The organism is Engelhardtia mirabilis, from assembly GCF_007748095.1.
In the GTDB taxonomy this organism is placed as follows: Bacteria; Planctomycetota; UBA1135; order UBA1135.
The window spans coordinates 5341829-5367689 of the sequence record NZ_CP036287.1; the positions used below are offsets into that span (position 1 = coordinate 5341829).

Here is a 25861-nt window from a genome sequence, read left to right on the forward strand (position 1 = left end):
TTCACTGGCCCGTCAGCTCGGCGATGCGCGCCAGGACCTGCGGCGTGGGCTCGAGCAGTCGCAACTGCTCGAGTGCCTCGTCGACGTGCCCTTCCAGGTGCAGCGCGTTCGCAAAGCCGAAGCGCAGTGCCTCATCGGCGGGGTCGAATTCCAAGGCGTCGCTGAAGCGTCGGGCCGCCGCGGGACCGTTGCCGAGCTGAAGCTGGATCCAAGCGGCCAAGGCGTTGGCGCGAAAGCGCTCGCGCTGGTTCGTCTGGGGATGCTCGACCACCAAGCGCAGGCGACCCAGGGCTTTCTGGAGCAGGGACTGGGCCTGGGCGCGGTCGCCCTCGGGATCCTCGAGGGAGGCGAAGGCCCGCCGCGACTCGAGCTCCGCCAGCAGCGTCTCGACTCGCGAAGTGCCCGGGTAACGTCGAGCCAAGCCCGTCGCGATCGATTCGGCCCGCTCGAGCTCGCCGGCCTCGACCGAGTAGACGGCCAGGTTGAACTCGCGCTTGTCGAGGTCCTGTTGCAACTCGTGGGCGTCGAAGACCGGGATCAACGTCGCGGCTGCTCCGATCGCCACGGCCGCGAGCAGACGCTTGGGGTCACGGTCGGCCGCGAGGAACCGCGTGACGAGGTAGCCGGCGAAGGGCAAGAGCAGTGGCACCAACGGCAGGCGGGCGCGCATGCTCGTCACGGTCGCCACGATCGTGCCCAGATAGAGCAGGTACAGGATCGCGAGGGCCGCCCCACCGCCGCGGCGCGCCCCGCGGCCGCGCTCGAGGACGAACAGCAAGAGCCCCGCCAGACCCAGGCTGCCCCACAGGGCATAGCCCGGCACCAGGGGCGATAGCAGCGGCACGTACGTTGCCGCCCAGTCGAGCGAGTGGTTGTCCGGCACCTCGTAGGCGCCCAGGGTCAGGCGCAGCTTGTTCCAGAGGATGCGCGCGTGCAGCGACGGGTCAGCGGCGATGGAACGCAGCGTCTCGCCCAGCCAGAAGCTCGAGACCTCGCTCGGAGCGAGCTCGTGCCCCACCCGCCGCTCCGCCTCGTGGGCCCAGTCCGCGGCCTCGAACTGCGGGATCCCGCGCACCCAGTCGAACTCGGTGGCGCGTCCATAGGGGTTCTGGGCGTTGTTGCCGCCGTAGAGGTTGGTGCCGGCGCCGCTGGTGGTCAGGGCCAAGTCGCCGCCCACGACCCAGTTGCGCGTGGCCACCGGACCGAGGATCGCGAGCACGCCGACGGCCGTCGCCGCGGCCAAGGCCAGGGCGCGGCGCGCGCCGTCGCGACGCCAGACCGCCGCCGCCGGCCAAGCGACGAGGATCGGAAGGAGCAACACCATGTTGCCGCGCAGCAACGCCCCCAGCCCCGCGAGGCAACCCAGGCCGAGGGACCGCCGCAGGGCCGAGCGCCGCTCGACGGGCGGGGGCGCCAGGCCCAGGGCGAGCAGCGCTGCGAGCCCCAGGAGCAAGGGCAGGAACAGATTCGGCTTGAGCAGTAGCGCCGGCATGAACAGGCCGGCGCGGTGCACCGCGAAGCCGAGCCCCGCGAGCCAACCCGCCGCCGGCCCGAAGAGCCTGCGCGTCAGGCCGAAGACCCCCGCCGCCACGAGGGCGCCGGAGAGGGCCTGCACGACTCGCAGACCGTGGCGCTCGGGACCCAGGACGGTGTAGACCGAGGCGATCCAATAGGGATAGAGGGGTTCCTGGAAGAAGACCTCGTCGCCGATCCAGTCGCCGCCGGCGATCTCGAGCGCCCAAGTCTCGTAGGAGGCTTCGTCGATCACCGGACGGTCGGCGAGGGGGTAGTGGGCCTCGACCTGGACCAGGACCGCGAGTCGCAGGGCCAGCCCCACGACGAACACCACCAGGGCCCCGATCAGGGCTCCGCGACCGGGCTCGGGAGCGCTCACGAGCGCACCATCTCCCAGGAGTCGCTGACTTGCCCCGCCCGCTCTTCGCGGCTCCCCCGCGCGATGTCGGCCAACAGGCGCCGCAGCCCGCGGCCGGGGGGCGAGAGCCACAGCAGGGCGACGAAGAGCGCGCACGCGGAGCCGCTCGGCCCACCCCACCGGGCCCAGACGAGCGCCGGCAGGGCCACCGACAGGAGCGCGGCGAGCCACGGGGTCGCTCCCGGCAGCCAGCGATAGGCGAACCACTGCAGTCGATCGAGCAGGCCGCCGCGCAGGGGGTGGGCGGTGCGCCGAACCAGGTGGAAGTAGCCGGCGGCGCGGCGGCGCACCTGGGACTCGCGCGCGTCACCGGCCGCGACCTTGGGCTCGAGGAAGCGCGCCCCGTCCACCAGCACCACCCGGCGCCCCGCGGCGCGCACTTGCAGCATCAGGTCGATGTCGTCGGCCACGAAGCCCCGCGGCGGCAGCAGCGCCAGGTCGGCGCGCCAACACAGGGCCTGGCCATGCACGCTGAACACGCGGCCGAAGCGCGACTCGATGCGCCGCACCAGCGCAGTGATCCGGTCGTACCGATCCCCCGCCGGCAGCGCCTCGGCCCCGTCGGCGCCGACGCAGCGACCGTCGGCCGCCAGGTCGCGCACGAACTCCTGGGTGCCACTGGCCATGCCGACCCGCCCGTCGTCGAAGGCCCTCGCGAAGGCCGCTGGGGCGCCTTCGCGCAGCACGACATCGGCGTCGGTCAACAGGACCAGGTCCGCGCTGCCGGCGAGCTCCTCGAGCGCGGTCGAGACGGCGCTGGCCTTGCCCGCCGGTCCGCGGTTGGCGATGACTTCGATCGCTAGCCCCTCGCGCGCGAGCTTCGCCGCGCAGCTGCGGGCCAACTCGGCCGTGGCATCGCTCGATGCGTCGTCGACCACCAGCACGCGCGGCGCGACGCCTCGCGGCCACTCGAGCCACGCCAGGTTGGACAGCTTGCGCTCGATCACCGCCGCCTCGTTGCGGCAGGGAACGATCACCCCGAAGCGCGGCCCGCCGGCCGCCGGACCGGCCTCATCGACGCTCGGCACGACCAACCGTCATCTGCGCCAGGAGCTTGGGCCAGGCCCGCGCGTTGAACAACACGTTGTCGGCCTGGGCGCACTCCCAGGTGCACTCGCAGCGGGTGTCGATGATCTCGCGCCGCAGCTCCTTGGCCTCGTGGGCTCTCCACAGGGCCGCCAGGTCCCAGTCGAAGTCGTCGAGCTGCCCCATGGGCTTGCCGAGTACCTCGCAGGGGTGCACCTCGCCGCCCTCGAAGATCACCGCCGAAAGAGCGCCCGCGGTGCAGGGCAGGTGGCGCTTGGCGCCGCCCGCGGCGACCTGCTCCACGTGGTCGTACATCAGCCGATCGCGGGCCACCGCGACCTTGGCCAGGGGGAAGTCGAAGTAGGGCAGCTTGCCGGCGTCCATCAGGCGCCGCTTGGTCTCGACCACCTCGCGGTAGCGGGCCAGGTCGACCACCAACAGGCTCTCGTCGAGGGCCGTCTGCCGCGCCAGGTTGATCGTCACGTTGTCGGGGTGGAGCTCGTCGACCAGCTCCTCCAGGTGACCGGCCAGGGAGTCCTGGTTCTCCGCGGTGACCGTCACGATCACGCCCACGCCCAGGTTGGGCTCGTCCGCGGCGCGCTCCTTGAGGCGCTTGACCGCCGCCATCGACTTGGCGTGGCCGCCGTCGATCTGACGGATCGCGTCGTGCACCGCCGGGGGTCCGTCGAAGGACACCGAGACCGACAGGTAGGTCTGCGGGCAACGCTCGAGGATCGCGTCGATCGAGCCGTCCATGTGCTTGATCAGGCCGTTGGTCGGGATCGCCAGGTGGCGCAGGCCGTGGCGTCCGAAGGCGTCGGCCAGGTCCGGCAGGTCGCGCCGCAGGAACGGCTCACCGCCGCCGAAGCTGACCCACAGGAGCGGCCCCATGGTCGCGGCCGAGTCCGCCAGGCGCTGGATCTTCTCGAGCGACGGCCCCTGGATCCCCTCGGCCACTTCCTTCCAGTGGAAGCAGTGGCGGCAACGCAGGTTGCAGGCCCCCGTGACGAACAGGGTCAGGTGCAGGGGCGGACCGTCGCGGCGAAGCCCGCGCGCGACGAAGGGGAGGTAGCGGAGGGCGTTCACCGGCGGCCAATCTAACAGAAGGATGCCAGTGCCCCCGGGGCGGCGACGGCTGGCGCAGTACGCCTGGCAGCGGTGCCGGGACGGTCGGACGACCGATCGGCCCCCTTGCCCGGAGTTGGGGGAACGGAACGCCCGCCCGTCGCCCTCAGGCGTCGCTGCCGGGAGTCCGGGAGCGGGCGCGACTGGCGAGCAGTTCCAGGGCCGGGGGCGCGAGTCGCTCCACGGTCAGGGTCGAGGTGTCCGCATCGCGGGCGTAGGAGCAGTAGTCGGGTGCGGTGCTCCAGACCTTCGCCCCGCGGCCGTAGAGCTCGATCTCCGCCGCCGAGGTCGGGGCGAAGAAGGCCAGCACCGGCACCCGCCGCGCCACGGCCACGTGCAGGGCCAGGCTGTCGCTGGTGACCAGCAGGTCGAGCAGGTCGACGATCGCGGCGAAGTCCAAGAGGGCGTTGTCGGTGCCCGCGTCGACCCAGCGCAGGCCCTCGCCCAGGGCGACGCCGATGGCTGCGTTGCGCTCGCGCTCCTCGGGCCCCCCCAAGAGCACGAAGCCGAGCCCCTCGGGATGGGCGGCGTCCAGGGTCCGCGCCAGCTCGACGGTGCGCTCGACCGAGAGCTTCTTCGACTCCCAACGCCCACCGGAGCCCGTGTTCAGGCCGATCCACAGGCGGCTCGCGTCGATCCCGTGGCGCATGGCGAAGGTGCGGCCGGCGGCCTCGGCGGCGGCGCCCAGGGGCAGCTCGGGCTCGCCCATCTCGATGCCGAGCATGGCCGCGTAGATCGCGGCGTGGCTCTCGGTGTTCTCGAGCTTGAGCTGGTCGGCGCGCGCCTTGCCATGCACCGACAACAGGCCCATATCGAACCAGGGGCCTACGTCCGGCGTGTAGGCGCGCTCCCCGTCGGGTCGCAGCCAGGCGCCGGAGAGCACGCCGGGGCGGTCCTTCGGGTCGGCCACGACCGTGGCCAGGGCGCACAGGGGCAGCTCGTCGTCGAGGCTGATCACCCGCTCCCAGGCGCTGCCCAGCTCGACACCCAGGCGCCGGGCGCCATCGGCGTCGTCCGGACGCAGGCTGAGGGTCCGCGCCACCTGGGGGTGACCCTGGACCAGGTCCAGGGCAGCCGGAGCGGTGACCCAGGTGACCTCGGCCCCCGGGTAGCGAAGGTGGAGGCCGGGGAGAATCGACGTCGTGCGCAGCACGTCGCCCAGGGCGCCGGTCTTGAGGATCAGGATCGCTGTCATGGGGCCCGCGAAGCCTATCCCACCCGCGCCCGAGGGTCAGCGACCGTGGGCACGAACCTCGCGCGGACCCCGGGCTCGCCGTAGGCTTCCGGCGGCCACGGCCGTCCCCCCGCCTCCCCCCCATGCGCTCCCTCGTCGTCCTGCCCACGTACAACGAGGCGGAGAACGTGCTCCTGCTCGCGCGCGAGGTCCTGGCGGCCGCGGCGGAGATCGAGGTGCTGGTGGTTGACGACGCCAGCCCCGACGGGACCGGCGCCCTGGTGCGCGGCGAGATGGAGCGCGAGCCGCGCCTGCACCTGCTCGAGCGCGCCGGCAAGCTGGGCCTGGGCACGGCCTACCTGGCGGGTTTCGAGCACGGCTTGAAGCACGGCTACGACCGCGTCCTGACCATGGACTGCGACTTCAGCCACAAGCCCCAGTACCTGCCGCAACTGCTGGCCGGCATGGCCGATCACGACATGATGATCGGCTCGCGCTACGTGCCCGGCGGCGGTATCGAGAACTGGCCCATGCACCGCAAGTTCCTGTCGGGCTTCGCGAACGTCTACACGCGCGTGCTGCTGCGCCTGCCCGTGCGCGACTGCACCAGCGGCTACCGCTGCTACAGCCGCGAAGTGCTCGAACGGGTCGATCCCTTCGCCGTGCGCTCCAGCGGCTACTCCTTCCTGGAAGAGATGGTCTGGCGCGTGCAGCGCCACGGCTTCCGCATCGGCGAGACGCCGATCATCTTCGAGGACCGTGTGCGCGGTCAGTCGAAGATCAGCCAGGACGAGATCTACCGCGCGGCGTGGCACGTTCTCGCCACGGCGCTGCGCCCGTCGCCGGCGGGGCGTCGGGACGGGCGCTGAGGGGCAGGGCCGGCTCCGCGTGGCCTTGGCAAGACGGTCCGCAGGGATGGTCGGCCCCAGGGACGGTCGGCGAGGGGATTCCGAGCGCCCCCCCCCATTTCGGGCGTAACGTCAAGACCTATCGCGGCCAAGGCGCTGCGGAGGTCTCTATGAAACTCATCGCCCCGCTCGCGGCCCTCCTCACCCTGGCCGCCCCCTCGTTCGCCGACACCCTCTTCGTCGATGCCGTGACCGGCGACGACCAACAGGGCCTCGGCTCCCCCACGGCGCCCTTTGCCACGGTCACCAAGGCCGTGGCCGCCCTGGGAGCCCAGCCCGGTCCGCACACGATCCGCGTGGCGCCAGGGGTCTACAACGTCGCCCTGGGGGAGTCGTTCCCGATCCAACTGCCCAAGGACACGGAGTTGCAAGGAGCCGGCCACAGCCTCTGCACCATCAGCGGCGAGGGCGACGGCACCCTGTTGCGAATGGACCGTGGCGTGCTGATCACCGACTTCACCGTGCAGCGCGGCGACGTGGGCATCCTGTCGGCCGTACCCGGCTTCACGATCATGGGACCGGAGCGCCACGTGCGGCGCTGCGTCGTGCGCCAGTGCACGGTGGGCATCCGCATGACCGATGCGTTGCATACCGACTACGGCTTGGTGGTGACCAACTCGGTGATCACAGGCAACATCGTGGGGCTCGAAGCGGAGGTCACCGGCAACGACTTCCAGAGCTGCTCGCTGCTCGTCTACGGCTGCACGATCACCGACAACCTGCAGGGCCTGAACGCCAGCAAGCCTGGATTCGGTGCGGAGCTGTACCTGACCCTCTCCACCTCGATCCTGCGCGGCAACGGTGACGACTCGATCGCCGGTTGGGCCGGGGCGCCGACGGTGCAGGGTTGCGTGCTCGAGGACAGCTCGAGCTTCGTCGGCCAGGACGGAAACCAAGCCTTCGATCCGCAGCTGCCCGGCGGCTTCGACGACGACGCGCACCTGAAGGTGACATCACCCGCCGTGGACATGGGCGGACCCGCGGTAGCTTGGCCGCCCTCGGTGCAGTGGGTCGGGACGTCGGGCTGGGCCTGGGAGCCCGCCTTCGCCGCGACCCTCGACATCGACCTCGGTCCGCGCGTGTCGGAGCTCGACATCGACCCCGGCGCCGACGAGCGCCGTCCGCCGACCCTCTATCTATTGGGCAAGGGCAAGGTCGGCGGATCGATCCAGACCCGCATGCAGGCGGATGCCTTCGACCCCGCGGCGATCTACCTGGGACTGGACGTGCTGCCCGCGCCCCTGGGCGGCTTGGTCTGGCTCGCACCGCCGCAGTTCGCGATGGGTTCGGTGGTGTTGGATGCGGGCGGGCTCGGTGGCCTGACCTTGCCGATCCCGAACGACCCCGTGCTGATCGGACTCGACGTCTGGTTCCAGGGCTTCCGCATCGGGGCGACAGGCCTGGGCGGGACGACGCCGAAGAAGCTGCGGATCTTGCCCTGAGTGACGCGATGCCCGTCGGGGAGGCGTTCGTACGGTGCCAGGCACGAAACCGCCGCCTACGGGGATGACCATCGGCGCCTTCGGCGCCGATGGTCATCCCCGTAGGCGGCGGTTTCGTGCCTGGCACCGTACGAACGCCTCCCCGACGGGTGCGTGGCTCCACGGCGCCGCCCCCTTCGGTTCGGTCGACGCCGCTCAGCCGCCCGCGATGACCAGGACCAGGTCGACCTGGTCTCCGTCCGCGAGGCGATCGTTCAGACCCATTCGTCGCCCGCCACGCCACAGCCCCACCAGGGCCGAGCCTGGATCGCCCAGGTAGGAGCGCGCCGCGGGGCGTGCTTCGACGAGGGCTGCGAGCAGCTCGCGCGGGCTCGCGGGGAGGTCGAGCTGTAGCTCCAGGTCGCCGCCGATGGCGTCGCCCAGGGGACCGACCGCGCGTAGATGCAGGCTGCCCCGGGCCATGGGCCTCTCGGCGTCGACGCGCAGGCCGGAGCTCGGAGCCAGGTCGATCGCCGCGCGCTCGAGCACTCTCCATGGCTCGGCCAGGCGCGAGGTGCCCACCGCGCTCCACACCTCGTCCAGGGGCAGGCCGTCCGCCCCGATCCCCCTCGCTGCCCGATAGGCGTCGAGCAGGCCGGGACGATCGAGGCTCGCCGCGGCCGCGGCCGGGCGATCGCGGTCCGCCGGTGCGCCCCAGCGTCCATCGAGTTGCCTGCGAGCGAGGACGATCGCCGCCCCGCCGGCGAGCAAGCGCTGGCCGGAGGTGCCCTCGGTCGCCGGCCATGCGAGGGGCAGGATCCATTCGGCCAACGCGTCGGTGTCGCACACGCCGTCGGCCAAGAGCCCCGCGGTCGAGAAGGCGCAGAAACCCACGGCGTCGACGGCCGCGACCAGGGCCTCGTGCCAGGCGACGAGCTCGCCGGGCGTCGGATCGTCGCGACCGACCAGCGACGCGATGCGCTCAGGATCGGCCTCCTCCGCCAGGAAGGCGAAGGAGCGCATCGGATCGCTGCCGCCGCCGGAAACGCACTGCCCGAGCAGGGCCGCGTCGCCCGCGACACCCGCGCGCACGGCTTGGCCGCCGGCCATCGGGGACTCGGGCTCGAGACCGAGCTCGCGCGACAGGGCGGCCGCGCCCTGGGCCAGGCGCGCACCCTCGCCCTCGCAGCGGGCGGTCTCGCCAATCCAGGCCTCGAGCAGCGCCACATCCCCGCGCCCCGACGGCCCGGGGCGCAGGCCGCGCTCGGCCGCGCGGATCCAAAGGGCCAGGGCCGCGCCCATCTCCTTGGCGTCCACGCCCACGGCGTCGCAAGCTCCGAGCAGCCGCAGGGAGTCATCCAGATGTTCGAGGCCCAGGGCCGGCCCCACCGCCTGGGCCGCGCCGAAGTGGGCCCGTTGGGTTCCGCCGCCGCTGCGCTCGAAGGTCCAGCCGCAGGGCGTCGGGCAGCCGCGGCAGCCGTGGCGTCCGAGCCCGGCCGCGCGGGCCTCGGAGACCAACCGCGCCCCGGCCTCGGGGTCGAGCCGTGCGCCCTCGGGGCCCGAGATCAGCTCGCCCCGGGCGGCCAGGGCGTGCCACAGCTCCGTTGTTCCCGCGCCGGCACGCATGGCCAGACGCGGTGAGCGGCCGAGGGCCCGCAGGAGGTCCAGGGCGCGCGGATCCGCCGCCGGCGCGCCCGGTTCGGCGCGTACCGCCACCGCCGCCAGGCCGAGGGCGCCGAGGGCCGCCCCCAGGCCGCCGCGGCCCACGAAGCTGGGCTCGTCACCCCCCGAGGCCAGGCTGGCGAAGGGCACCTGGGCCGCACCCGCCGGACCGAGCCGCAGCACCGCGCAGGGCCCCAGGCGGGCGCGCAGGTGCGCGGCGACGTCGGCGGGCCGTGCGCCGCCCAGCTCCTCGGCCAGCTCCAGGCGGACGCCGCCCCCGGACTCGATCACGAGCACGAGGGGCTCGCCGCTGGGGTCGAGCTGGCCGCTGATGACCAGGGCATCCGCCACGGCGGCGAGGCGCGGGCCCAGGTCGCCGCCCACCTGGCCCTCGGCCAGGCGACCCGTCAGGGGCCCGCGCGAGGCGACGGTCGCCCGGGCTGCAGTGGGCAATCCGCGCGAGACCGCGTCCCCCGCCGCAATCACCAGGGGCGCCGGATTCCGCTCGGCGGCCTGGGCCAGGAGTGCCACCGCCAGGCCCGAGCCGCCGCAGGCACCTACGGCGTCCCAGGCCGGGTCGGGGTCCGACCAAGGCTCGAGCACGGAGCGGACCTGCGCCCCGGCGGCGCCCTGGACGAGCTCCACGCGTAGAACCCGCGGCCGCGCCGCTCGGAATTCCTGACTGCTTATTCCCAACCTCGATGCCTCACCGGCGATCCTTGTCCGTAGTCCGGGTCCACCCTACGTTCCCCTGCCCAGGCGCCGACAGGGCGCCGCCGGCGGAACCGCATCGGGGCGACGCGGCGACGACCGGGCTACGACCAGGTCCTCTCGGCCCCGCTGCAGCCCGCTCCACCGCAACCCTTCCCCGCAAATCACCAACGTGCTCGGCTCCATCAAGATCGGCCAAGTCTTCGGCATCACCATCCGGGTGAGCTGGCTGTTCGTGCCGTTGTTGATGTTCGTCTTCGCCGGCGCCGTGGCCTCGAGCTGGGTCGCCGTGGCCAGCGTGGTACTGCTGCTCGGCTCGGTCTTCCTGCACGAGCTCGGCCACAGCCTGGTGGCCCAGACCTTCGGCATCCGGGTGCTCGACATCACCTTCTGGCCCCTGGGCGGGATGGCTCGCATGAGCGAAATCCCGGAGAGCCCCCGCATCGAGGGCGCGGTCGCGTTCGCCGGCCCGGCGGTGAACTTCGTGCTGGTCCTGTTGGCCCTGCCCGTGTGGTTCCTGGTCTCCGCGCCCAGCTACGGCCCGACGGCGCCGACGCTGGTCGAGTCGTTCATCGTCGTCAACTTGATCCTGGGCGTCTTCAACCTCGTCCCCGCGTTCCCCATGGACGGGGGACGTCTCTTGCGCGCCCTGCTCGGGACCCGCGGCGACTGGGTCTGGGCCACCGAGCAGGCGGTGCGCTTCGGCCGCATCGTCGCGGTGGTCATGGCCATCGTCGGCCTGATGGCCTTCGGCAAGAGCCTGATCCTGCTGCCGTTCATCGCGATCTTCGTCTGGTTCGCCGGGGCCCAGGAGCTGGCCGCGGTGCGCCTGCGCCACGGCCGCTCGCCCTTCACCGGCCAACCGATCTTCGGTGGAGGCATGGGTCCCGACTTCGCCGCTGGCGATCCGCGCGGTGGCTTCAACCCTTTCGGGGCGCGCGAGCCCGAGCCGGTCCACGCTCGCCCCGCGCCGCGCTCCACGCCGCGGCCCGAGCCCCGCACCTTCGATCAGGACGGCGCCGGCCACGCCCGCCGCCCCGCCGGCTTCGACGGCGCGGACCTGAACGACATCGGCCGCGGCGGCTTCACCGAGGAAGCCGTGCGCCGCCTCGAGTCGTTCCGCGGCCGGCTGCGGCGCCGGTCCGACTGACTGGTGGTGCGGTGGGACGTACCGGAAGTACGGCGGAAGTACGGTGCTGCGATCATTTGTCCCAACTGGGCGTACGGTGCCGCGATCATTTGTCCCAACAGCCGCCAGCGATGTTGCGAACCGCAACATCGCTGGCGGCTGTTGGGACAAATGATCGCGGCACCGTACGTCCCAATTGATCGCGGCACCGTACGTCCCACCGCACGACCAGTACGCCCCTACAAGTTCCCCAACCGGATCGCACCGGTCGGGCAGTTCCTGGCGCAGGCGTGGTCGCGGGTGCACTCGTAGTTGGAGCGCTTCCTGACCGTCGCCTTCTCGCCGCGGGCCCAGAAGGCGTCGGTCTCGCAGACCATCTCGCACAGGCCGCAGCCGATGCAGAGGTCGCGCTCCACGCGCACCGAGACGTAGTCGCGCGGCGTGCTCGGGCAGGCGGTGCCCTCGGGTAGATCGAGCGAGACCAGGTCACGCGTCGCCGCGTGGGACGTGAGCGTCTTGATCGTCTCCTCCTCGCCGAGCTTGACGACCGAGTGCACGTCGTCGAAGTCGAAGCGCGAAAGGTGGCCGATCTTGGGCTGCACGAGGGCCACCTTGTAGTCCACGTGCATGTGGAGGTTCTGCTCGGCCACGACCTCCTCCGCGATCTCGAAGGCGCGGAACAGCGTCGAGACGGCGCGGCTCTTGTAGTTGGGCGTCTTCATCGTGGCCTTGACCGTCAGGTCCACCGCGATGATCACGTCGGGCGCGAGGGTGCGCGCAAAGCGCAGGGGGACGGGGTCGACGATGCCGCCGTCCATGTAGTTGAACTCGCCGTCGTTGAAGGGCTCGAAGATGCCGGGCAGGGCGCAGGAGGAGTACACCGCGTCCACCAGCGAGACCTCGGTGAAGCCGGGGCTGCCCCAGAACACGCTGCCGCCGGTCTCGAGCCGCACGGCGTTGCAGAAGTACGGCACGCCGAGCTGCTCGAAGCCGCCCTCGGGCAGGATCTCGCGCAGCCGCTCCCGGAAGGTGTCGCCGCGGTACATGCTCGGCGCGCGCATGCCCTTGAGCAGGAACTTCACGACGTTGAGCCGGAAGTAGTCCTCCTTCTTGATGCCCTCGACCAGCTTCTCCATGCGCTCGACCGAGTAGTTGGCCGCACCCATGGCTCCGATCAGCGAGCCGATCGAGGTCCCGACGATCGCGTCGACCTGGATCCCGAGGGTCCGTAGGGCCTTGAAGACCCCGATGTGGGCCATGCCACGCATGCCGCCACCGCCCAGGACCAGGACGACCCGAGGCCGGCGGCCGTCGCGGGGCGCGGCGGCGTCGACGGTGGATTGGGCCGGGGCGGCGGGCGAAGCGGTTACGGAGTCCGAGCCTTCGGGCGACGGGGTATCAGCGGTGTCTTGCGGTCGCAGCATCGAGGTGGGGAGCCGTCGGGCGCGGCCCCGCCGAAGTCCCTTCGGGTCGGTTGTCGGCGCGGCCTGTGGGCGTTGGGGCCAGTCGACCCGATTCCGGGACGCGAGGTCGATCAATCGTCGGTCAGGTTCGATGGAAAGAGTCGCACCGGTGGGTTCCAATCCGAAGCGTAGGTTTCGTTCCGAGTTCGATCGCCCGCGCGCCGGGCCCTGCGCCCCTCGGACAGCCCCCACCCCGCCGCGTCCCAGCCCGGAGCCCCATCACACCGTGGTCGCCTGCTCCCCGTCCCGCCGCATCGTCATCGCCGCCGGTCTGCGCCTGCCCCAGGCTCGAGCCGGAGGTGCATTCGCCAAGGAGGACGCCGGGCACTTAGGTGCCCGCGCCGCCCGCGAACTCCTGGCCCGCACCGCCATCCCCGGCGACCAGCTCGACGAGGTCATCGTCGGCTGCGTCGGGCCGCCCCACGACCAGGCCAACGTGGCGCGGGTGATCGCCCTGCGCGCCGGTGTGCCCCGGGGCGTGCCCGCGTACACCGTGGGCCGTAACTGCGCCAGCGGCATGCAGGCGGTGACCTCGGCCGTGACCCGCATCGAGGCCGGCATCGGCGACCTCTACCTGTGCGTCGGCGTCGAGGTGATGAGCGGCTACCCGCTGATCTTCAACCAGGCCGCGACCGACTTCTTCGCGCGCCTGGCCGGGGCGCGGACGTCGATGGCCAAGCTGGCCGCGATGGCCTCCTTCCGGCCCAAGATGCTCAGCCCCCGCATCGCGCTGATGGAGGGCCTGACGGACCCGACCAACGGGTTGATCATGGGCAAGACCGCCGAGAACCTCGCGCGCGACTTCGGCATCGGCCGCGAGGAGGCCGACCGCTACGCCGTGCGCAGCCACAAGCGTGCGGCCGCCGCCCGGGACAGCGGTCGCATGGCGCGCGAAATCGTGCCCCACCTGGGGCTGGGCTCGCGGCCGGGCAAGCTGGCCCTGACCGCCGACGACGGCACGCGCGACGACCAGAGCTTGGAGGCTCTGGGACGTCTGCGACCCTACTTCGAGAAGCCTGACGGCGTGGTTACCGTGGGCAACGCGTGCGGCATCACCGACGGCGCGACGGCTCTGGTCATCACCACCGAAGAGCGCGCACAGGAGCTGGGCCTCGAGCCCCTGGCCGTGATCCGCGGCTTCGCCTGGTCCGGCTGCGACCCTTCCCGCATGGGTCTGGGCCCGGTCCACGCCACCTCGCAACTGCTCGAGCGCACCGGCGTCAGCGTCGGCGACCTGGGCGCGGTGGAGATCAACGAGGCCTTCGCGGTGCAGGTCCTGGCCTGCGAGAAGGCCTTCGCCAGCCGCGAGTTCGCGGCCAAGCACCTGGGCCGCAGCGAGGCCCTGGGCGAGCTCGATCCGCGCCTTCTGAACCCCAACGGCGGCGCCATCGCCATCGGCCATCCGGTCGGTGCGACGGGTGCGCGGCTCTTGTTGACCTCGGCCCACGAACTGCACGTGCGGCACTGCGAGCTGACCCTCGCGACCCTCTGCATCGGCGGTGGCCAAGGCGGCGCCGTCCTCCTCGAGCGGCCCTCCGCCTGACCCCGCGACCACGATCAGACGATGCCCAGCCACACGATCGCGATCGACATCGACAACCTCCCCTGCCCCGCGGGAGCGCCCGAGCCCGGCTCGTGCGTGCGCGTGGAGCGCGAGGAGGACGGCGCCCTGGTGCGCCTGCGCCTGGATCCGCCCCACCGCGCCAACCCCGTCTTCGACGCGCCCCTTCTGCGTGACCTGGCGCGGGCCCTGGGCGACGTGGAGCGCGACCCCGCCGTGCGCGGACTGATCGTCTGCGGCCGCGAGCCCTTGGTGTTCTGCTACGGCGCCGACATCGACTCCATCTCGGAGCTCGAGTCGGTGGAGGAAGCCACGCGCATCGGCCGCGCGGGGCAGGAGATCTTCCAGCGCCTGCATCGCCTCTCGCGCAGCGGCGGCGGGCGCGTCACGACCGTGGCCGCGGTCGGCGGGCCGGTGCCCGGCGGCGCCTGCGAGGTCAGCCTGGCCTGCGACTACATCGTGCTGGCCGACGACCCAAGATCGCGCATCGGCCTGCCCGAGGTGATGCTCGGCATCCTGCCCGGTTGGGGCGGCTGCCAGCGCCTACCGCGGCGGCTCGGTGTGCCCAAGGCGTTGGGCGCGATCCTGACCGGCAAGCTCTACGGCGCGCGCCAGGCCAAGAAGCTCGGTCTGGTCGATCGACTGGCCCACCCGGTCTACCTCGATCGCATCGCGGCCGACGTGGCCACTGGACGCGAGCGCTTGCGGCGCCCGGAGCGTGGCTATTGGACCTGGCTGATCGACCGCAACCCGGCGGCCCTGGCGGTGATCAAGTCCCAGGCGCGCAAGGGCGTGATGGAGCAGACCAAGGGGCACTATCCGGCGCCCCTGCGCGCCCTCGAGATCGCGGCGGACGCGGTGCGCTCGCCCTTGCAGGAGGGCCTGCAGCGCGAGGCCGCGGCCCTGGGTCAGCTCGCCCTGAGTCCCCAGTCGCGGGCCCTGGTTCGCATCTTCCGTACCGGCGAGGCGGTCAAGCGCCGCGCGGCGGGCGCTGACGGTGAGAAGCCGGCTCGCTTCACCCGCGCGGCCGTGCTGGGCGCGGGGATCATGGGCGGCGGCATCGCCAGCCTGTTGGCCGAGAAGCGCATTCCCACGCGGCTCAAGGACCTGGCCCAACACCAACTCGACGAGGCCCAGAGTGCCCACGAGCAGCGCATCGCCAAGAAGCGCAAGCGCCGCAGCCTCGAGGCCTACCAGGCCGACGCCGCCATCGATCGCCTCGAGCTGACGCGCGAGGACCTGGGCTTCGCCTCCTGCGACTTCCTGATCGAGGCCATCGCCGAACGCCTGGACGTCAAGCGCGCGGTGCTCGGGCAGTTCGCCGAGTTCGTCGGCCCCGACACGGTCATCGCGACCAACACCTCGTCGCTCTCGGTCGACGCCATCGCCGACGGCCTGCCGCACCCCGAGCGGGTGATCGGCATGCACTTCTTCAACCCGGTGGCCAAGATGCCGCTGGTCGAGGTGATCCGCGGGGCCGCGACCAGTGACGCGGTGGTGCGCCGCGTGGTGCAGCTCGCCATCGACCTGGGCAAGACCCCGGTGGTCTGCGCCGACGCGCCGGGCTTCGTGGTCAACCGCCTGCTGGCGCCTTACCTCGACGAGGCCATGCGCCTGTTCGAGAGCGGCAGCGCCCCCGCCGAGCTGGATCGCCTGGCCCTGGGCTTCGGCCTGCCGATGGGCCCGTTCACCCTCTTGGACGAAGTCGGCCTCGACATCGGCGCCCACACCGTGGCGTCGCTCGAGGCAGCGTTTGGCGAGCGCATGGCGCCCTCGAAGGTGCTCGAGCCCCTGGTCGCGGCGGGGCACCTGGGCAAGAAGTCCGGGCGCGGCATCTTCCTGTACGGCAAGGGCGAGGACGGCGACGAGCTGAACCCGGCCCTGCGCCGTCCGGCCTCCGCGCCGGCGGTGTCCTCACTCTCGAGCGAGGATCGCGTGGACCGCATGGTCCTGCCGATGGTCAACGAGGCCGCGCGGATCCTGGCCGAAGGCGTGGTCGAGAGCGCCGCCGAGTTGGACCTGGCCACCGTCTACGGCATGGGCTTCGCGCCCTTCCGCGGCGGGGTGTTGGCCTACGCCGACGCCCGCGGCCTGGCCAACGTGGTCGAGCGGCTGCGGGAGCTGGCGGCTTCGCCCGAGGTGTCCAAGCGCGAGGGCGGCCGGGCGCGTTTCGAGCCCTGCGAGCCGCTGGTCGAGCTGGCGGCCTTGGGCGGGACCTTCTACGGGTCCTGAGCCCGCGGGCCGCGGTGTAGCCGTTCGTACGGTGCCAGGACGAAACCGCCGCCTAACCGACCTCGACCAGCCGCCGTTGGCGGCTGGTCGAGGTCGGTTAGGCGGCAGTTTTGTGCCTGGCACCGTACGAACGGCTACACCGCATGAATCGGGCGTGAGCGCGGTGGCGGGTCGGCGTATCCTCCGACCTCCCCCTCCCCCCGCGCCCGGACCCGAGCGATGCCTGCGACCCAAGCCATCGACGCCCTGTGCGTCAACACGCTCCGTACCCTCTCGATCGACGCCATCCAGCAGGCAGGCTCGGGCCACCCGGGGTTGCCCTTGGGTGCGGCGCCGATGGCCTACGTGCTGTGGCAGCGCTTTCTGCGCCACGACCCGCGTGATCCGGGCTGGCCCAATCGCGATCGCTTCGTGCTCTCGGCGGGACACGGGTCGGCGCTGCTGTACTCGCTGCTGCACCTGACCGGTTACGACCTGCCGCTGGACGAGATCAAGCGCTTCCGCCAGCTCGGCAGCCGCACGCCGGGGCACCCGGAGTTCGGGCACACGGTCGGCGTCGAGGCCACCACCGGGCCCCTGGGGCAGGGCTGCTCCAACGCGGTTGGCATGGCCATCGCCGAGCGCTTTCTGGCCCAGCGCTACAACCGCGGCGAGCACGTGGTCGTCGACCACCACACCTACGCCTTGGTGGGCGACGGCGACCTGATGGAGGGCATCGCCTCCGAGGCCGCGTCCCTGGCCGGTCACCTGGGCCTGGGCAAGCTGATCTGGCTCTACGACTCCAACGACATCAGCCTCGACGGCCCCACCAGCCTGTCGTTCACCGAGGACGTGCCGGCGCGCTTCCGCGCCTACGGTTGGCAGGTGCTCGAGGTCGCGGACGGCGACACGGACCTCGAGGCGATCGGCGCCGCCATCGACGCCGCCCGCGCGGACACGGCGCACCCCTCGCTGATCGTGGTCAAGACCACCATCGGCTACGGCTCGCCCAAGAAGGCCGGCACCGCGGGAGCTCACGGCTCGCCCCTGGGGGCCGAGGAGATCCTGGCCACCAAGCGCGCCCTCGGTTGGGAGTCGACGGAGCCCTTCTTCATCCCCGACGACGCCCGTGAGCACCTGCGTGCGGCCGTGGGGCGCGGGGCCCAGGAGCGCAGTGATTGGAGCGAGCGCTTCGAGCGCTGGGCCGCGGCCCATCCCAACCTGGCCGCCCAGTGGCAACTGGCCCAGTCGGAGCTGCTGCCGGAGGGCTGGGACCAGGACCTGCCCCAGTTCGAGGTCGGCACCAAGCCCGCCACGCGCGAGGCCGGCGGCGTGGTCCTGAACGCCCTGGCCGAGCGCCTGCCGTGGCTGCTGGGCGGCGACGCGGACCTCTCGGGCTCGACCAAGACCTCGATCAAGTCCTCCGGCGACTTCGACGGCCGCGACGGCGCCGAGCCCGGGCGCAACATCCGCTACGGGGTGCGCGAGCACGCCATGGCAGCGGCCGCCAACGGCATGGCCTACCACGGCGGCTGCCGCACGTTCACCGCGACGTTCTTCTGCTTCGCCGACTACATGCGGCCGGCGCTGCGCCTGGCGGCGATGAACGACCTGCCGGTGATCAACGTCTTCACCCACGACTCGATCGCCGTGGGCGAGGACGGACCGACCCACCAGCCGGTGGAGCACCTGATGAGCCTGCGGGTGATCCCGGGCCTGCACGTGGTGCGCCCGGCCGACGCCGACGAGACCCGCGAGGCCTGGCGCCACGCCCTCTTGCGCTCGGAGGGCCCCACGGCGATCGTGCTCACGCGCCAGGGCATCTTGGTCCGCGACCGCGCCGACCTGGCGCCTGCGTCGGGGCTCGAGCGCGGCGGCTACGTCCTGCGCCAGGCCTCGGCGGCGTCCGCAGCGGTGGTGCTGGTGGCCACCGGCTCGGAGGTCGAGCTGGCCCTGGACTCGGCCGCGGCCCTGGAAGCGGCGGGCCACCCCACGCGCGTGGTCTCCTTGCCCTGCTGGGAGGTCTTCGCCGACCAGGACCCGGCCTACCGCGCCGAGGTGCTCGGCGGCGGCGGCCTGCGGGTCTCGATCGAGGCCGGCTCGACCCTCGGCTGGGAACGCTGGATCGGCGAGGACGGTCTGGCCATCGGCATCGACCGCTTCGGCGCCTCGGCCCCGGGCGACGAGTTGATGGCCGAGTACGGCCTGACCCCGCCCCAGGTGGTCGAACGGGTCGAGCGCCACCTCGCGGCGCGCTGAGCGGGGATCTGGGCGTACGGTTGGGCGTACGGTGGCGGGACCATCTGGCCCAACGGCCGCCAACGGCGTTGCGATTCGCAACGCCGTTGGCGGCCGTTGGGCCAGATGGTCCCGCCACCGTACGCCCAACCGTACGCCCAGCCACCGTACGCCCAGATCGTCCCGCCACCCACCCCCGCACGAGGCTCTCGATCCTCCAGGCTCGCGGCCATCCTGCCGATGGTCCACGTCTCAGGGCCAACTCCGGGGGGGCGCCGCGCGTAGGGCGACGGTTCCCCCGCCGACGACCCGGGCGCCGCTGCCGGGTATCCTCTGCGCCCCAACCCGGCCCCCGCCCCCCCTCCCCATCAGCCCCATGACCGCCAACGCCCCCGCCGGCGCCGCCCCCAAGGAGGGCTCGAACCCCCTCGAGCTGGCCCTGGTCGCGCTCCTCGCGATCGCCTGCCTCCTGACGCCCTACCTGTTCTCGTCGCCCACGACCACGGGCGGCAGCGTGGGCAACGAACTGGTCTTCGACGGCCGCGAGCTCCTGACCCAGCACGAGGTCCTGAGCGCGATCCCCGAGGAGCCCGGGCGCCTGTTCGAGACGCTGACGACCTCCTGGTGGGGCGATGCCTACGCCGAGCAGAAGCTCTATCGCCCCGCGTCCAGCTTCGTCCTGGGCCTGGGTGGTGTGGTCTCGGGTGAACGCTACGACCCGGCCAATCCGGGCTCGGCGGCGGTTCCGTACAAGCTCTTCGCGGTCAGCCTGAAGGTCATCTGCGCGCTGTTGGTGGTCGAGTTGGGGGCGCTGCTGCTCGGCTCCCGACGTCGCGGATTCATCGCTGGCCTACTCTTCGCGACGCTGCCCGTGCACGGGGAGGCGATCTTCGACGTGGCCGGCACGGCGGAGCTCTTGTGCGCCGCCTTCTCCCTGGCGGCGTGGACCGCGTGGTTGAAAGCCGGCGACCGGCCGTTCGAGAAGCCCTTGGCATTGGGCGCGAGCCTGCTGCTGCTGTTCGGCGCGATCCACGCCAAGGAGAGCGCCTACGCCCTGCCGCTCTTGTTCTTCCTCGGCGACATCGGTCGCGTGCGCGAGGGCGGCTTCGGAGCGGGGGTCAAGCACGCCCTCTCCAAGCTGCCGGCCCTGGCGGCCTGCGCCGTGGTGATCGGAGTCTCCCTGGGCCTGCGGATGGCGGTGCTGGGCTCCATCGCGCCCGCTGCCGGCAGCCTTTCGCCGATCGACAACCCGCTGCTCGACACCGACCCGCTGACCCGCGCCATGAACGCGGTTCGCATCCTCGTCGGTGGTCTCGGCACGGCCGTGGGTCTGAACCCCTTCTCGGGCAACTGGGGTTTCAGCGCCGACTACTCGATGAGCCAGATCCCGGTGCTGGGCGCCTTCGCGCCGGCCAACCTGGGCGCGCTGGCGGTGCTGATCGCGATCCTCGGCGGGTCCGTGCTGCTGTTCAAGAAGTGCCGCACGCGAGCGTCCTTGGTGCTGTGCTACTTCGGCGCGCTGCTGATCGTGTCGAACCTGTTCGTGCCGATCGGGACGATCTTCGCCGAGCGCCTGCTGTTCTTCCCCACCGCGATCCTGGCCCTGTTCCTCGCGCCGTTCCTCGCCGGCCTGGGCTCCATCGGTGTGATCGTGGCCGTGGTCATCGCCCTGGGCAACGGCTACTGGACCTACAACCGCGCCGACGTCTGGCACGACAACGCCAACCTGTGGCGCGACACGGCGAACAAGACCTCTCCTGACTCCGCGCGGGCGCAGTTCAACCACGGCGTCGCCCTGGCTCGGGAGCAGCTCTATCCCTTGGCGGAGTCGAGCTTCGAGAAGGCGCTCGAGATCGCGCCCGACTTCGACCTGGCCCGCATCCAGCAGGCGGCGGCGCTGATGGCGTCCTTCCGCACCGAGGAGGCGCTGGTGCCCCTGCGCGCCGTGGTCATCAACCAAGTGGTCGCGGACGACTTCAAGTACGAGCGCGACCCGGTCGTCGGCCTGCTCAACGTCGACCTCTTGCTGTTCCAGATCACGCAGATCGACGCCATGGACGCGGGCGGCGATCCCGAGCGTCACCTGGCGTGGCTCGATGGCCTGATCGAGGAGGGCTACGAGAGCCCCTTCGCGCACCTCTACCGCGCGGAGACCCTCAGCAAGCTGGGACGCAACGCCGAGGCCGAGGCGGCCTTCCGTCGCTCGCTCGAGATCGAGCCGACCCCGGCGGCCGTGCGCGGCTTCGGCAGCTTCCTGCGGATCCGCGGGCGCAACGAAGAGGCCCTGGCCCTGTACCAGTCCGAGATCGGTCGACTGGGCAGCGAGAGCACCGACGCCAACGACAAGGCGGCGTCGATCGAGTTCAAGCTGCAGGAGGCCGACCTCGAGTACCTGCGCGACCCGGCCCGGGCGAACCAGTTGGTCTCGGCTCTGATCGAGGCCGGCGGGATGACGCCCGACCAACTGTCGCGCGCCCTGATCCTGCGAGCCCAGACGCGCCTGGACCTGGTCCCCGCCTCGGACAGCCTGGCCGCGGCCACCGCGGTGGCCGACAGCGCCCGTGACCTGCAGAAGGCCCTGGGCACCTACCAAGGCCAGTCCGAGCAGTCCTACATCGCCCTCTACATGCTGGTCGACCTGTTGATGCAGCAGGGTCGCGTGGGCATGGCCGAGGCCACGATTCTCGAGCTGGTGGCCTTCCGCCGCGCGCCGGTGCTGCACGGCCGCCTGGGCGAGCTGTATGCCAACACCGGCAACCACGACAAGGCCGCCGAGCAGTTCGAGCTCTCCACCTCGGGCCTGGCCGACGAGACCGGCGCGCCCTTGGATCCGGGCATCTACGTGCGCACGCGCATGCTCCAGCTCCACAACCTCGCCGCCCTTGGAGGTCGCGAGGCGGAGATCGCCGAGATCATCGGCGCCGAGCGCGCGCGCGCCGATGCCGCAGCGGCCTCGATCGACGCCTACTGGTCCGCGGCGACCGGCGACTGGTCGGCCCTGGAGGCCGCCATCATCGACCTGCGCGACCGGGTCCCGGGACTCAGCGTCCAGGCGACCATCGGCCAGCTCGAGGACTACCGGCAAGTCGCCCAGGCGCTCGCGGTCTCCGACCTCGACCTAGGGTCGCTAACCCGCCAGGCCCAGCTCGCCCTGGAGCTCTACAACTACCCGCGGGCCAAGAGCGCCATCGAGCGCGCCTTGGACCTGACCCCCGACAGCGACACCGACGGACGAGCCTTCCGCACGTCGATCCTGGCCCAGGTGCTCGAGCGCACCGGCAACCCGGCCGGAGCGCTCGAGGCACTCCAAGCCGTCGCCGCGTTGGAAGGTGTGTCCGTCGACGGACGCGCCTTCCTCGGCGAACAGATCGAGCGCCTCGAGGCACTGCTGAGCACCTGAGCGACGCACGCTTCGATCCAGCGAGGGCGCCCCACCGCAATGCGGTCGGGCGCCCTCGCTCGTTTCGGACCGCCCTGCGCGAGTTCGCGAGGAATCCGCGAGGCGCTGGGACCGCGCCGCTCGGGATCGAGCGCGGCAAGTCGTCGTCGAGGTTGCAAAGGCGCAGATCGACTCGCCGACTCGGACCTCGAGCTGCAGACTCGGCCCGCGAACGGGCCAGAACCCGGCGGGGACGGCCCTAGCCGGAAGGGGTGAGAAGGCCGATCTCCTGGCCGTAGTCACCCCGTCCGGCTAGATCCAGGTCCCTCAATCCTCGCTCGCGGCGGCCGAGGTACGCGCCGCCAGCGCGCGCTCGGCGGCCGCGCGAATCGACGCCGTCAAGCGCCGCGCGGCCTCCGCAAGGGGCGCCGGCAAGTCATCCATCGACTGCGCCGCCGCCATCCGCTCCTCGAGGACGCGGGCGATCGCCGCCTTGGGATAGCGTTGGCCCGCGGCTTCGAGGGCGTGGGACAGGCGCAGGGCGAGGCTGGTGCTCGGCTCGCTGCCGCCGTCGCGGGCGCGGTCGAGTGCCTCGGCTGCCGCGCTGCCGCAGACCTCGCGCGCCGCGCTCAGGTAGTAGTCGAGCGGAAACAGGTCCTCGATCGTGGCGTTCTCGAGCTCCATTCCGGCGGCCGGCGCGAGCTGCAGGAGCTGCACGTGCCAGTGGGCGCCGGCGTCGCGACTGACCTCGCGCAGCTCTCGATAGGCTGCGACCCCGGCGTCGTCGAAGTCGAGCAGCACGATCACCCCCAGACCCTTGCGCCCCAGGAACTCCGCCACCGCGACCACCTCTCGCACGCCGCCCGCGCTGATCACGCCCAGATCGTCGGGCAGGCCAGGCTCGCCGGAACGGTCCAGCAGGCGACCCAGGGCCTTGACGATCAACTCGTCGGTCGCGCCCTCGACGATCAGGTTCAGCTCGTCGATGCGGAAGGATGCACGCCCGGTCATGCCGAGCACCGAGCGCACGACCAGGTCGCGCCCCGCGTCGTGGGCGTGCCAGGCCACGGCTCCCGCCCGCGGTGCCGGGGTCAGGGCCAGGACCTGCTCGGAGTACTGCAGGTCCACGTCGAAGGGCAGCCGGGAGGTGTAGACCACCTGGGCTCCCGCCTGGGCGAGTCGCTCGACCATGGCGTGCAGCCGGCCGCGCGCTTCGCCGCGGAAGAATCGGCCGGGGCCGTCGAGCAGGCACAGGGGGCGCGAGCGGGGGCCGCCGAAGGCCGCCATCAGGCGCAGCTCCAGGGTCAGGCGGTAGCGCTCGGGCGGCGGCAGCTCGTCGAGCGGCACGCGCACGCCACCCAACTCGAAGTCCAAGAGCAGTCGGCCGCGGTCGATGCCCAGGTGCAGGGCCGAACCCAAGCCACGCGCCGCGAGGGCCTGGCCCAGGGCGACGCTGGCCTCGCTCACCCGCCGCGCGGCGCGGTCCCCCGCCAGCGCTGCATCGTCCAACCCCACCCGGGACAGGAGGCTGGCCAGGGCTGCGATGCCGGAGTCGACGGTGGACGAGCGCGCGGGCGACAGGTCCTGACCCGCGATGGCTCCGGGTAGGAAGGGGTCGTGCCCCGCGTGGACGATGCGGGGCAGGTGTTCCTGCACGAAGGCGGTCAGGGCCGGGCTGCCGCCGAAGCGCTCGTGGCCGTTGGCGAGCTCGTCCCCGGCCGGATCGCCACACCAGGCCTCGGTCACGAACTCACCCGCGAAGGTGCGACCCACGCGCACGCCGCAGGCGTCGGCAGCGACGGCGCCCTGCTCGACCAGGCGCGCGCGCGCCGACTCGCCCAAGCGGTAGGCCGTGAGGCAGGGCACCTGGTCGGCATCGCGTCGTTGTCGTCGATCGTGGGGCCAGTCGCGCTCCAGGGAGTAGGGCGAGGACGTGTCGGGATCGAGCCCGCGCAGGGCTCGGATCAGGGTCGTCTTGCCGGAAGGCTGACTGCCGACCAGAGCCGTGATCTGCGCCAGGGGCACGAAGCCCGAGTCGCGCACCGTGCGGAACATCCGCACCCGGAAGCCCACGAGTCCGAGCGGCTGCTCGTCGCGCTCGGGCGGGACGTCGGTGGGTCGCGGGCGATCCAAGGTCGGTTCGAGCTCCGAGCGGCGGCGTGGTGAGGAGGACGACCCCGATCAGGAGGCCGAGAGCTCGAGCGTCTCGCCCTGGTCGGCCACGTGGGCCGGCAGCTTCAGGTCCTGCGCCACGCGCTGGCGCAGGGTGTCGAGGGATGCCGGCTCGCCGTGGACCAGGATCACGCCCGCGGGCGGGCGCGGCGAGCGGCCCAGCCAGGCCAACAGCTCGGCCTGGTCCGCGTGGGCCGAGAGCATCGAGAACTGCAACACCTCGGCGTTGATCGGCAGTCGCTCGCCGTGGACCTTGACCTCCCTGGCCCCGGCGGCGAGGTCGGCCCCGCGCGTGCCCGGCGCCATGAAGCCGGGCAACAGGATCAAGTTCTCGGCGCGCGGACCAAAGGCCTTCAAGTGGTGCAGGACCCGCCCGCCGGTGAGCATGCCAGCGGCGGAAAGGACGATGCGCGGTGCGCCCGGCCGGTCCAGCGCCTTCGACTCTTCGACGGAGCGCGCGAAGTCCGCCAGGGAGCAGACCGCCTCGCACAGGGACGCGTCCATGCGATGCTCGTCCACGTGTCGCTCGTAGACCGAGGTCACCTTGCGCGCCATGGGGCTGTCCACGTGCACCGGCACCCGCGGCAGCGAACCGGACTCGAACAGCTTGTGGAGCGCGAAGAGCAGGGCCTGGGTGCGCCCCACCGCGAAGGCCGGCACGAGGGCCACGCCGCCCCGCTCGATGCAACGCCGCAGCGGATCGGCCAAGGCCTCGAGCACGTCGACGTCCTCGTGCAGGCGGTCGCCGTAGGTCGACTCCATGACCACGTGGTCGGCCTCCTGGGGCGCGCCCGGCGGGCGCATCAACAGGTCGTGGTCGCGCCCGAGGTCGCCCGAGAACAGCACGCTCGTCGAACCGTCGTCGACCCGAACGCTACAGGCCCCGAGGATGTGGCCCGCCTGGCTGAAGCGCACGGTCAGACCGCCCACGCTCAGGTCGCGGCCACGCTCGACGATCTGGAAGTGGCGATCGACCCGCTCGGCGTCGGCGACGGTGTACAGGGGCAGGGCCGGATGGTGCTTCGAGTAGCCCTTGCGGTTGGCGCGCTCGGCGTCGTCCTCCTGGATCCGCGCGCTGTCCGGCAACAGGATCCCGCACAGGTCGCGGGTGGCGGCGGTAGCCAGGATCGGCCCCTCGAAACCATCGCGGACCAGGGCCGGGAGGAAGCCGGAATGGTCCACGTGGGCATGGGTCAGGAGCACCCCGTCGAGGCTCGCGGGGTCCAGGGGCAGACCGCGCCAGTTGCGCTCGCGCAGGACCTTGTAGCCCTGGAACAGGCCGCAATCGACCAGGACCCGAGTACCACCGCCCTCAACCAGGAAGCGGGATCCGGTCACGCAGCCCGCGGCACCGAGAAAGGTCACCTGCATCGGGGCAGTCTAGCGCTCGCGCGCGCTGGCGTTCGGTACGGTGCCAGGCAGCGGACAGGTGCCTGGCACGGTGCCGAACGCCAAACGAATCACACCGCACCCCGTACACACCGTCATGAGCTCCGATTCCGAAGCCGAACTGCGTCAACGTATCGAGCGACTCGAGACCGACTACGGCTACCTCAAGCTCAAGGTCGACGAGCTGGACGCCGCCAGCGAGCTGGAGCAGAAGATCGCCATCGCGCGCAAGCGCCTGGGCGAGTTGAAGGCCAAGGGCGAGGACTCACTGGACGACGCCACGCGCATGGCCGAGATGGCCTGGGGCGAGGTCGAAGGGGCCTTCGAGCGCCTGCGCAAGCGCTTCAAGCGCGACTGAG

General features: G+C 72.0%; 16 protein-coding genes. 8 read left to right on the forward strand and 8 right to left on the reverse strand.

Annotated features, from left to right (window positions below):
• Position 1 precedes the first annotated feature (1 nt).
• The 4 genes from Pla133_RS19715 to Pla133_RS19730 all read right to left on the reverse strand — a co-directional run bounded on the left by Pla133_RS19715 (position 2) and on the right by Pla133_RS19730 (position 5279).
• Complete coding sequence (locus Pla133_RS19715) at positions 2–1894, reverse strand: glycosyltransferase family 39 protein (protein WP_419191751.1); 1893 nt, start codon at positions 1892–1894, stop codon at positions 2–4.
• On the reverse strand, positions 1891–2961 hold the full coding sequence (locus tag Pla133_RS19720) for a glycosyltransferase (protein ID WP_419191752.1): 1071 nt from the start codon (positions 2959–2961) through the stop codon (positions 1891–1893). The genes Pla133_RS19715 and Pla133_RS19720 overlap by 4 nt, the downstream gene beginning before the upstream one ends.
• Positions 2945–4045, reverse strand: a complete 1101-nt coding sequence (locus Pla133_RS19725) for a radical SAM protein (RefSeq protein WP_145068419.1) — start codon at positions 4043–4045, stop codon at positions 2945–2947. Before Pla133_RS19725 ends, Pla133_RS19720 begins: the two co-directional genes overlap by 17 nt.
• Positions 4046–4190: 145 nt before the next feature.
• Positions 4191–5279, reverse strand: coding sequence for a glycosyltransferase family 9 protein (locus tag Pla133_RS19730; protein ID WP_145068421.1), 1089 nt, complete (start codon positions 5277–5279; stop codon positions 4191–4193).
• 122 nt (positions 5280–5401) lie between these two features.
• Between Pla133_RS19730 and Pla133_RS19735 the strand changes: the two genes are divergently transcribed.
• Positions 5402–6127 carry a polyprenol monophosphomannose synthase gene (locus Pla133_RS19735; RefSeq protein ID WP_145068423.1) on the forward strand — a complete coding sequence of 242 codons (726 nt, stop codon included), beginning with the start codon at positions 5402–5404 and terminating at the stop codon, positions 6125–6127.
• 149 nt (positions 6128–6276) lie between these two features.
• Entirely contained in the window at positions 6277–7608 is a 1332-nt protein-coding gene (locus Pla133_RS19740; protein WP_145068425.1) for a DUF1565 domain-containing protein, read from the forward strand.
• A gap of 195 nt (positions 7609–7803) precedes the next feature.
• On the opposite strand, the gene Pla133_RS19745 is transcribed toward Pla133_RS19740, so the two are convergent.
• Positions 7804–9894, reverse strand: coding sequence for an aldehyde ferredoxin oxidoreductase N-terminal domain-containing protein (locus tag Pla133_RS19745; RefSeq protein WP_145068427.1), 2091 nt, complete (start codon positions 9892–9894; stop codon positions 7804–7806).
• Positions 9895–10132: 238 nt separating this feature from the next.
• Between Pla133_RS19745 and Pla133_RS19750 the strand changes: the two genes are divergently transcribed.
• A complete protein-coding gene (locus Pla133_RS19750; RefSeq protein ID WP_145068429.1) occupies positions 10133–11110 on the forward strand; it encodes a site-2 protease family protein in 978 nt (325 codons plus the stop codon).
• Positions 11111–11328: 218 nt separating this feature from the next.
• Here Pla133_RS19750 and Pla133_RS19755 read toward each other — a convergent pair whose 3' ends face one another.
• Positions 11329–12513 carry a patatin-like phospholipase family protein gene (locus Pla133_RS19755; protein WP_145068431.1) on the reverse strand — a complete coding sequence of 395 codons (1185 nt, stop codon included), beginning with the start codon at positions 12511–12513 and terminating at the stop codon, positions 11329–11331.
• Between the two features lie 265 nt (positions 12514–12778).
• On the opposite strand from Pla133_RS19755, the gene Pla133_RS19760 reads away from it, so the two are divergent.
• The 4 genes from Pla133_RS19760 to Pla133_RS19775 all read left to right on the forward strand — a co-directional run bounded on the left by Pla133_RS19760 (position 12779) and on the right by Pla133_RS19775 (position 21962).
• Positions 12779–14095 (forward strand): thiolase family protein, encoded by a 1317-nt coding sequence (locus tag Pla133_RS19760; RefSeq protein WP_419191753.1) that lies wholly within the window; start codon positions 12779–12781, stop codon positions 14093–14095.
• Positions 14096–14116: 21 nt separating this feature from the next.
• Complete coding sequence (locus tag Pla133_RS19765; protein WP_145068437.1) at positions 14117–16345, forward strand: 3-hydroxyacyl-CoA dehydrogenase NAD-binding domain-containing protein; 2229 nt, start codon at positions 14117–14119, stop codon at positions 16343–16345.
• Positions 16346–16564: 219 nt separating this feature from the next.
• Entirely contained in the window at positions 16565–18583 is a 2019-nt protein-coding gene (gene tkt, locus Pla133_RS19770) for a transketolase (RefSeq protein WP_145068440.1), read from the forward strand.
• A 355-nt stretch (positions 18584–18938) separates the two neighbouring features.
• Positions 18939–21962 (forward strand): tetratricopeptide repeat protein, encoded by a 3024-nt coding sequence (locus Pla133_RS19775; RefSeq protein WP_145068442.1) that lies wholly within the window; start codon positions 18939–18941, stop codon positions 21960–21962.
• A gap of 306 nt (positions 21963–22268) precedes the next feature.
• Here Pla133_RS19775 and Pla133_RS19780 read toward each other — a convergent pair whose 3' ends face one another.
• On the reverse strand, positions 22269–24074 hold the full coding sequence (locus Pla133_RS19780; RefSeq protein ID WP_145068444.1) for a hypothetical protein: 1806 nt from the start codon (positions 24072–24074) through the stop codon (positions 22269–22271).
• A 48-nt stretch (positions 24075–24122) separates the two neighbouring features.
• A complete protein-coding gene (locus Pla133_RS19785; protein ID WP_145068446.1) occupies positions 24123–25484 on the reverse strand; it encodes an MBL fold metallo-hydrolase in 1362 nt (453 codons plus the stop codon).
• A 115-nt stretch (positions 25485–25599) separates the two neighbouring features.
• On the opposite strand from Pla133_RS19785, the gene Pla133_RS19790 reads away from it, so the two are divergent.
• Complete coding sequence (locus Pla133_RS19790; RefSeq protein ID WP_145068448.1) at positions 25600–25860, forward strand: hypothetical protein; 261 nt, start codon at positions 25600–25602, stop codon at positions 25858–25860.
• The last annotated feature ends 1 nt before the right edge of the window (position 25861 follow it).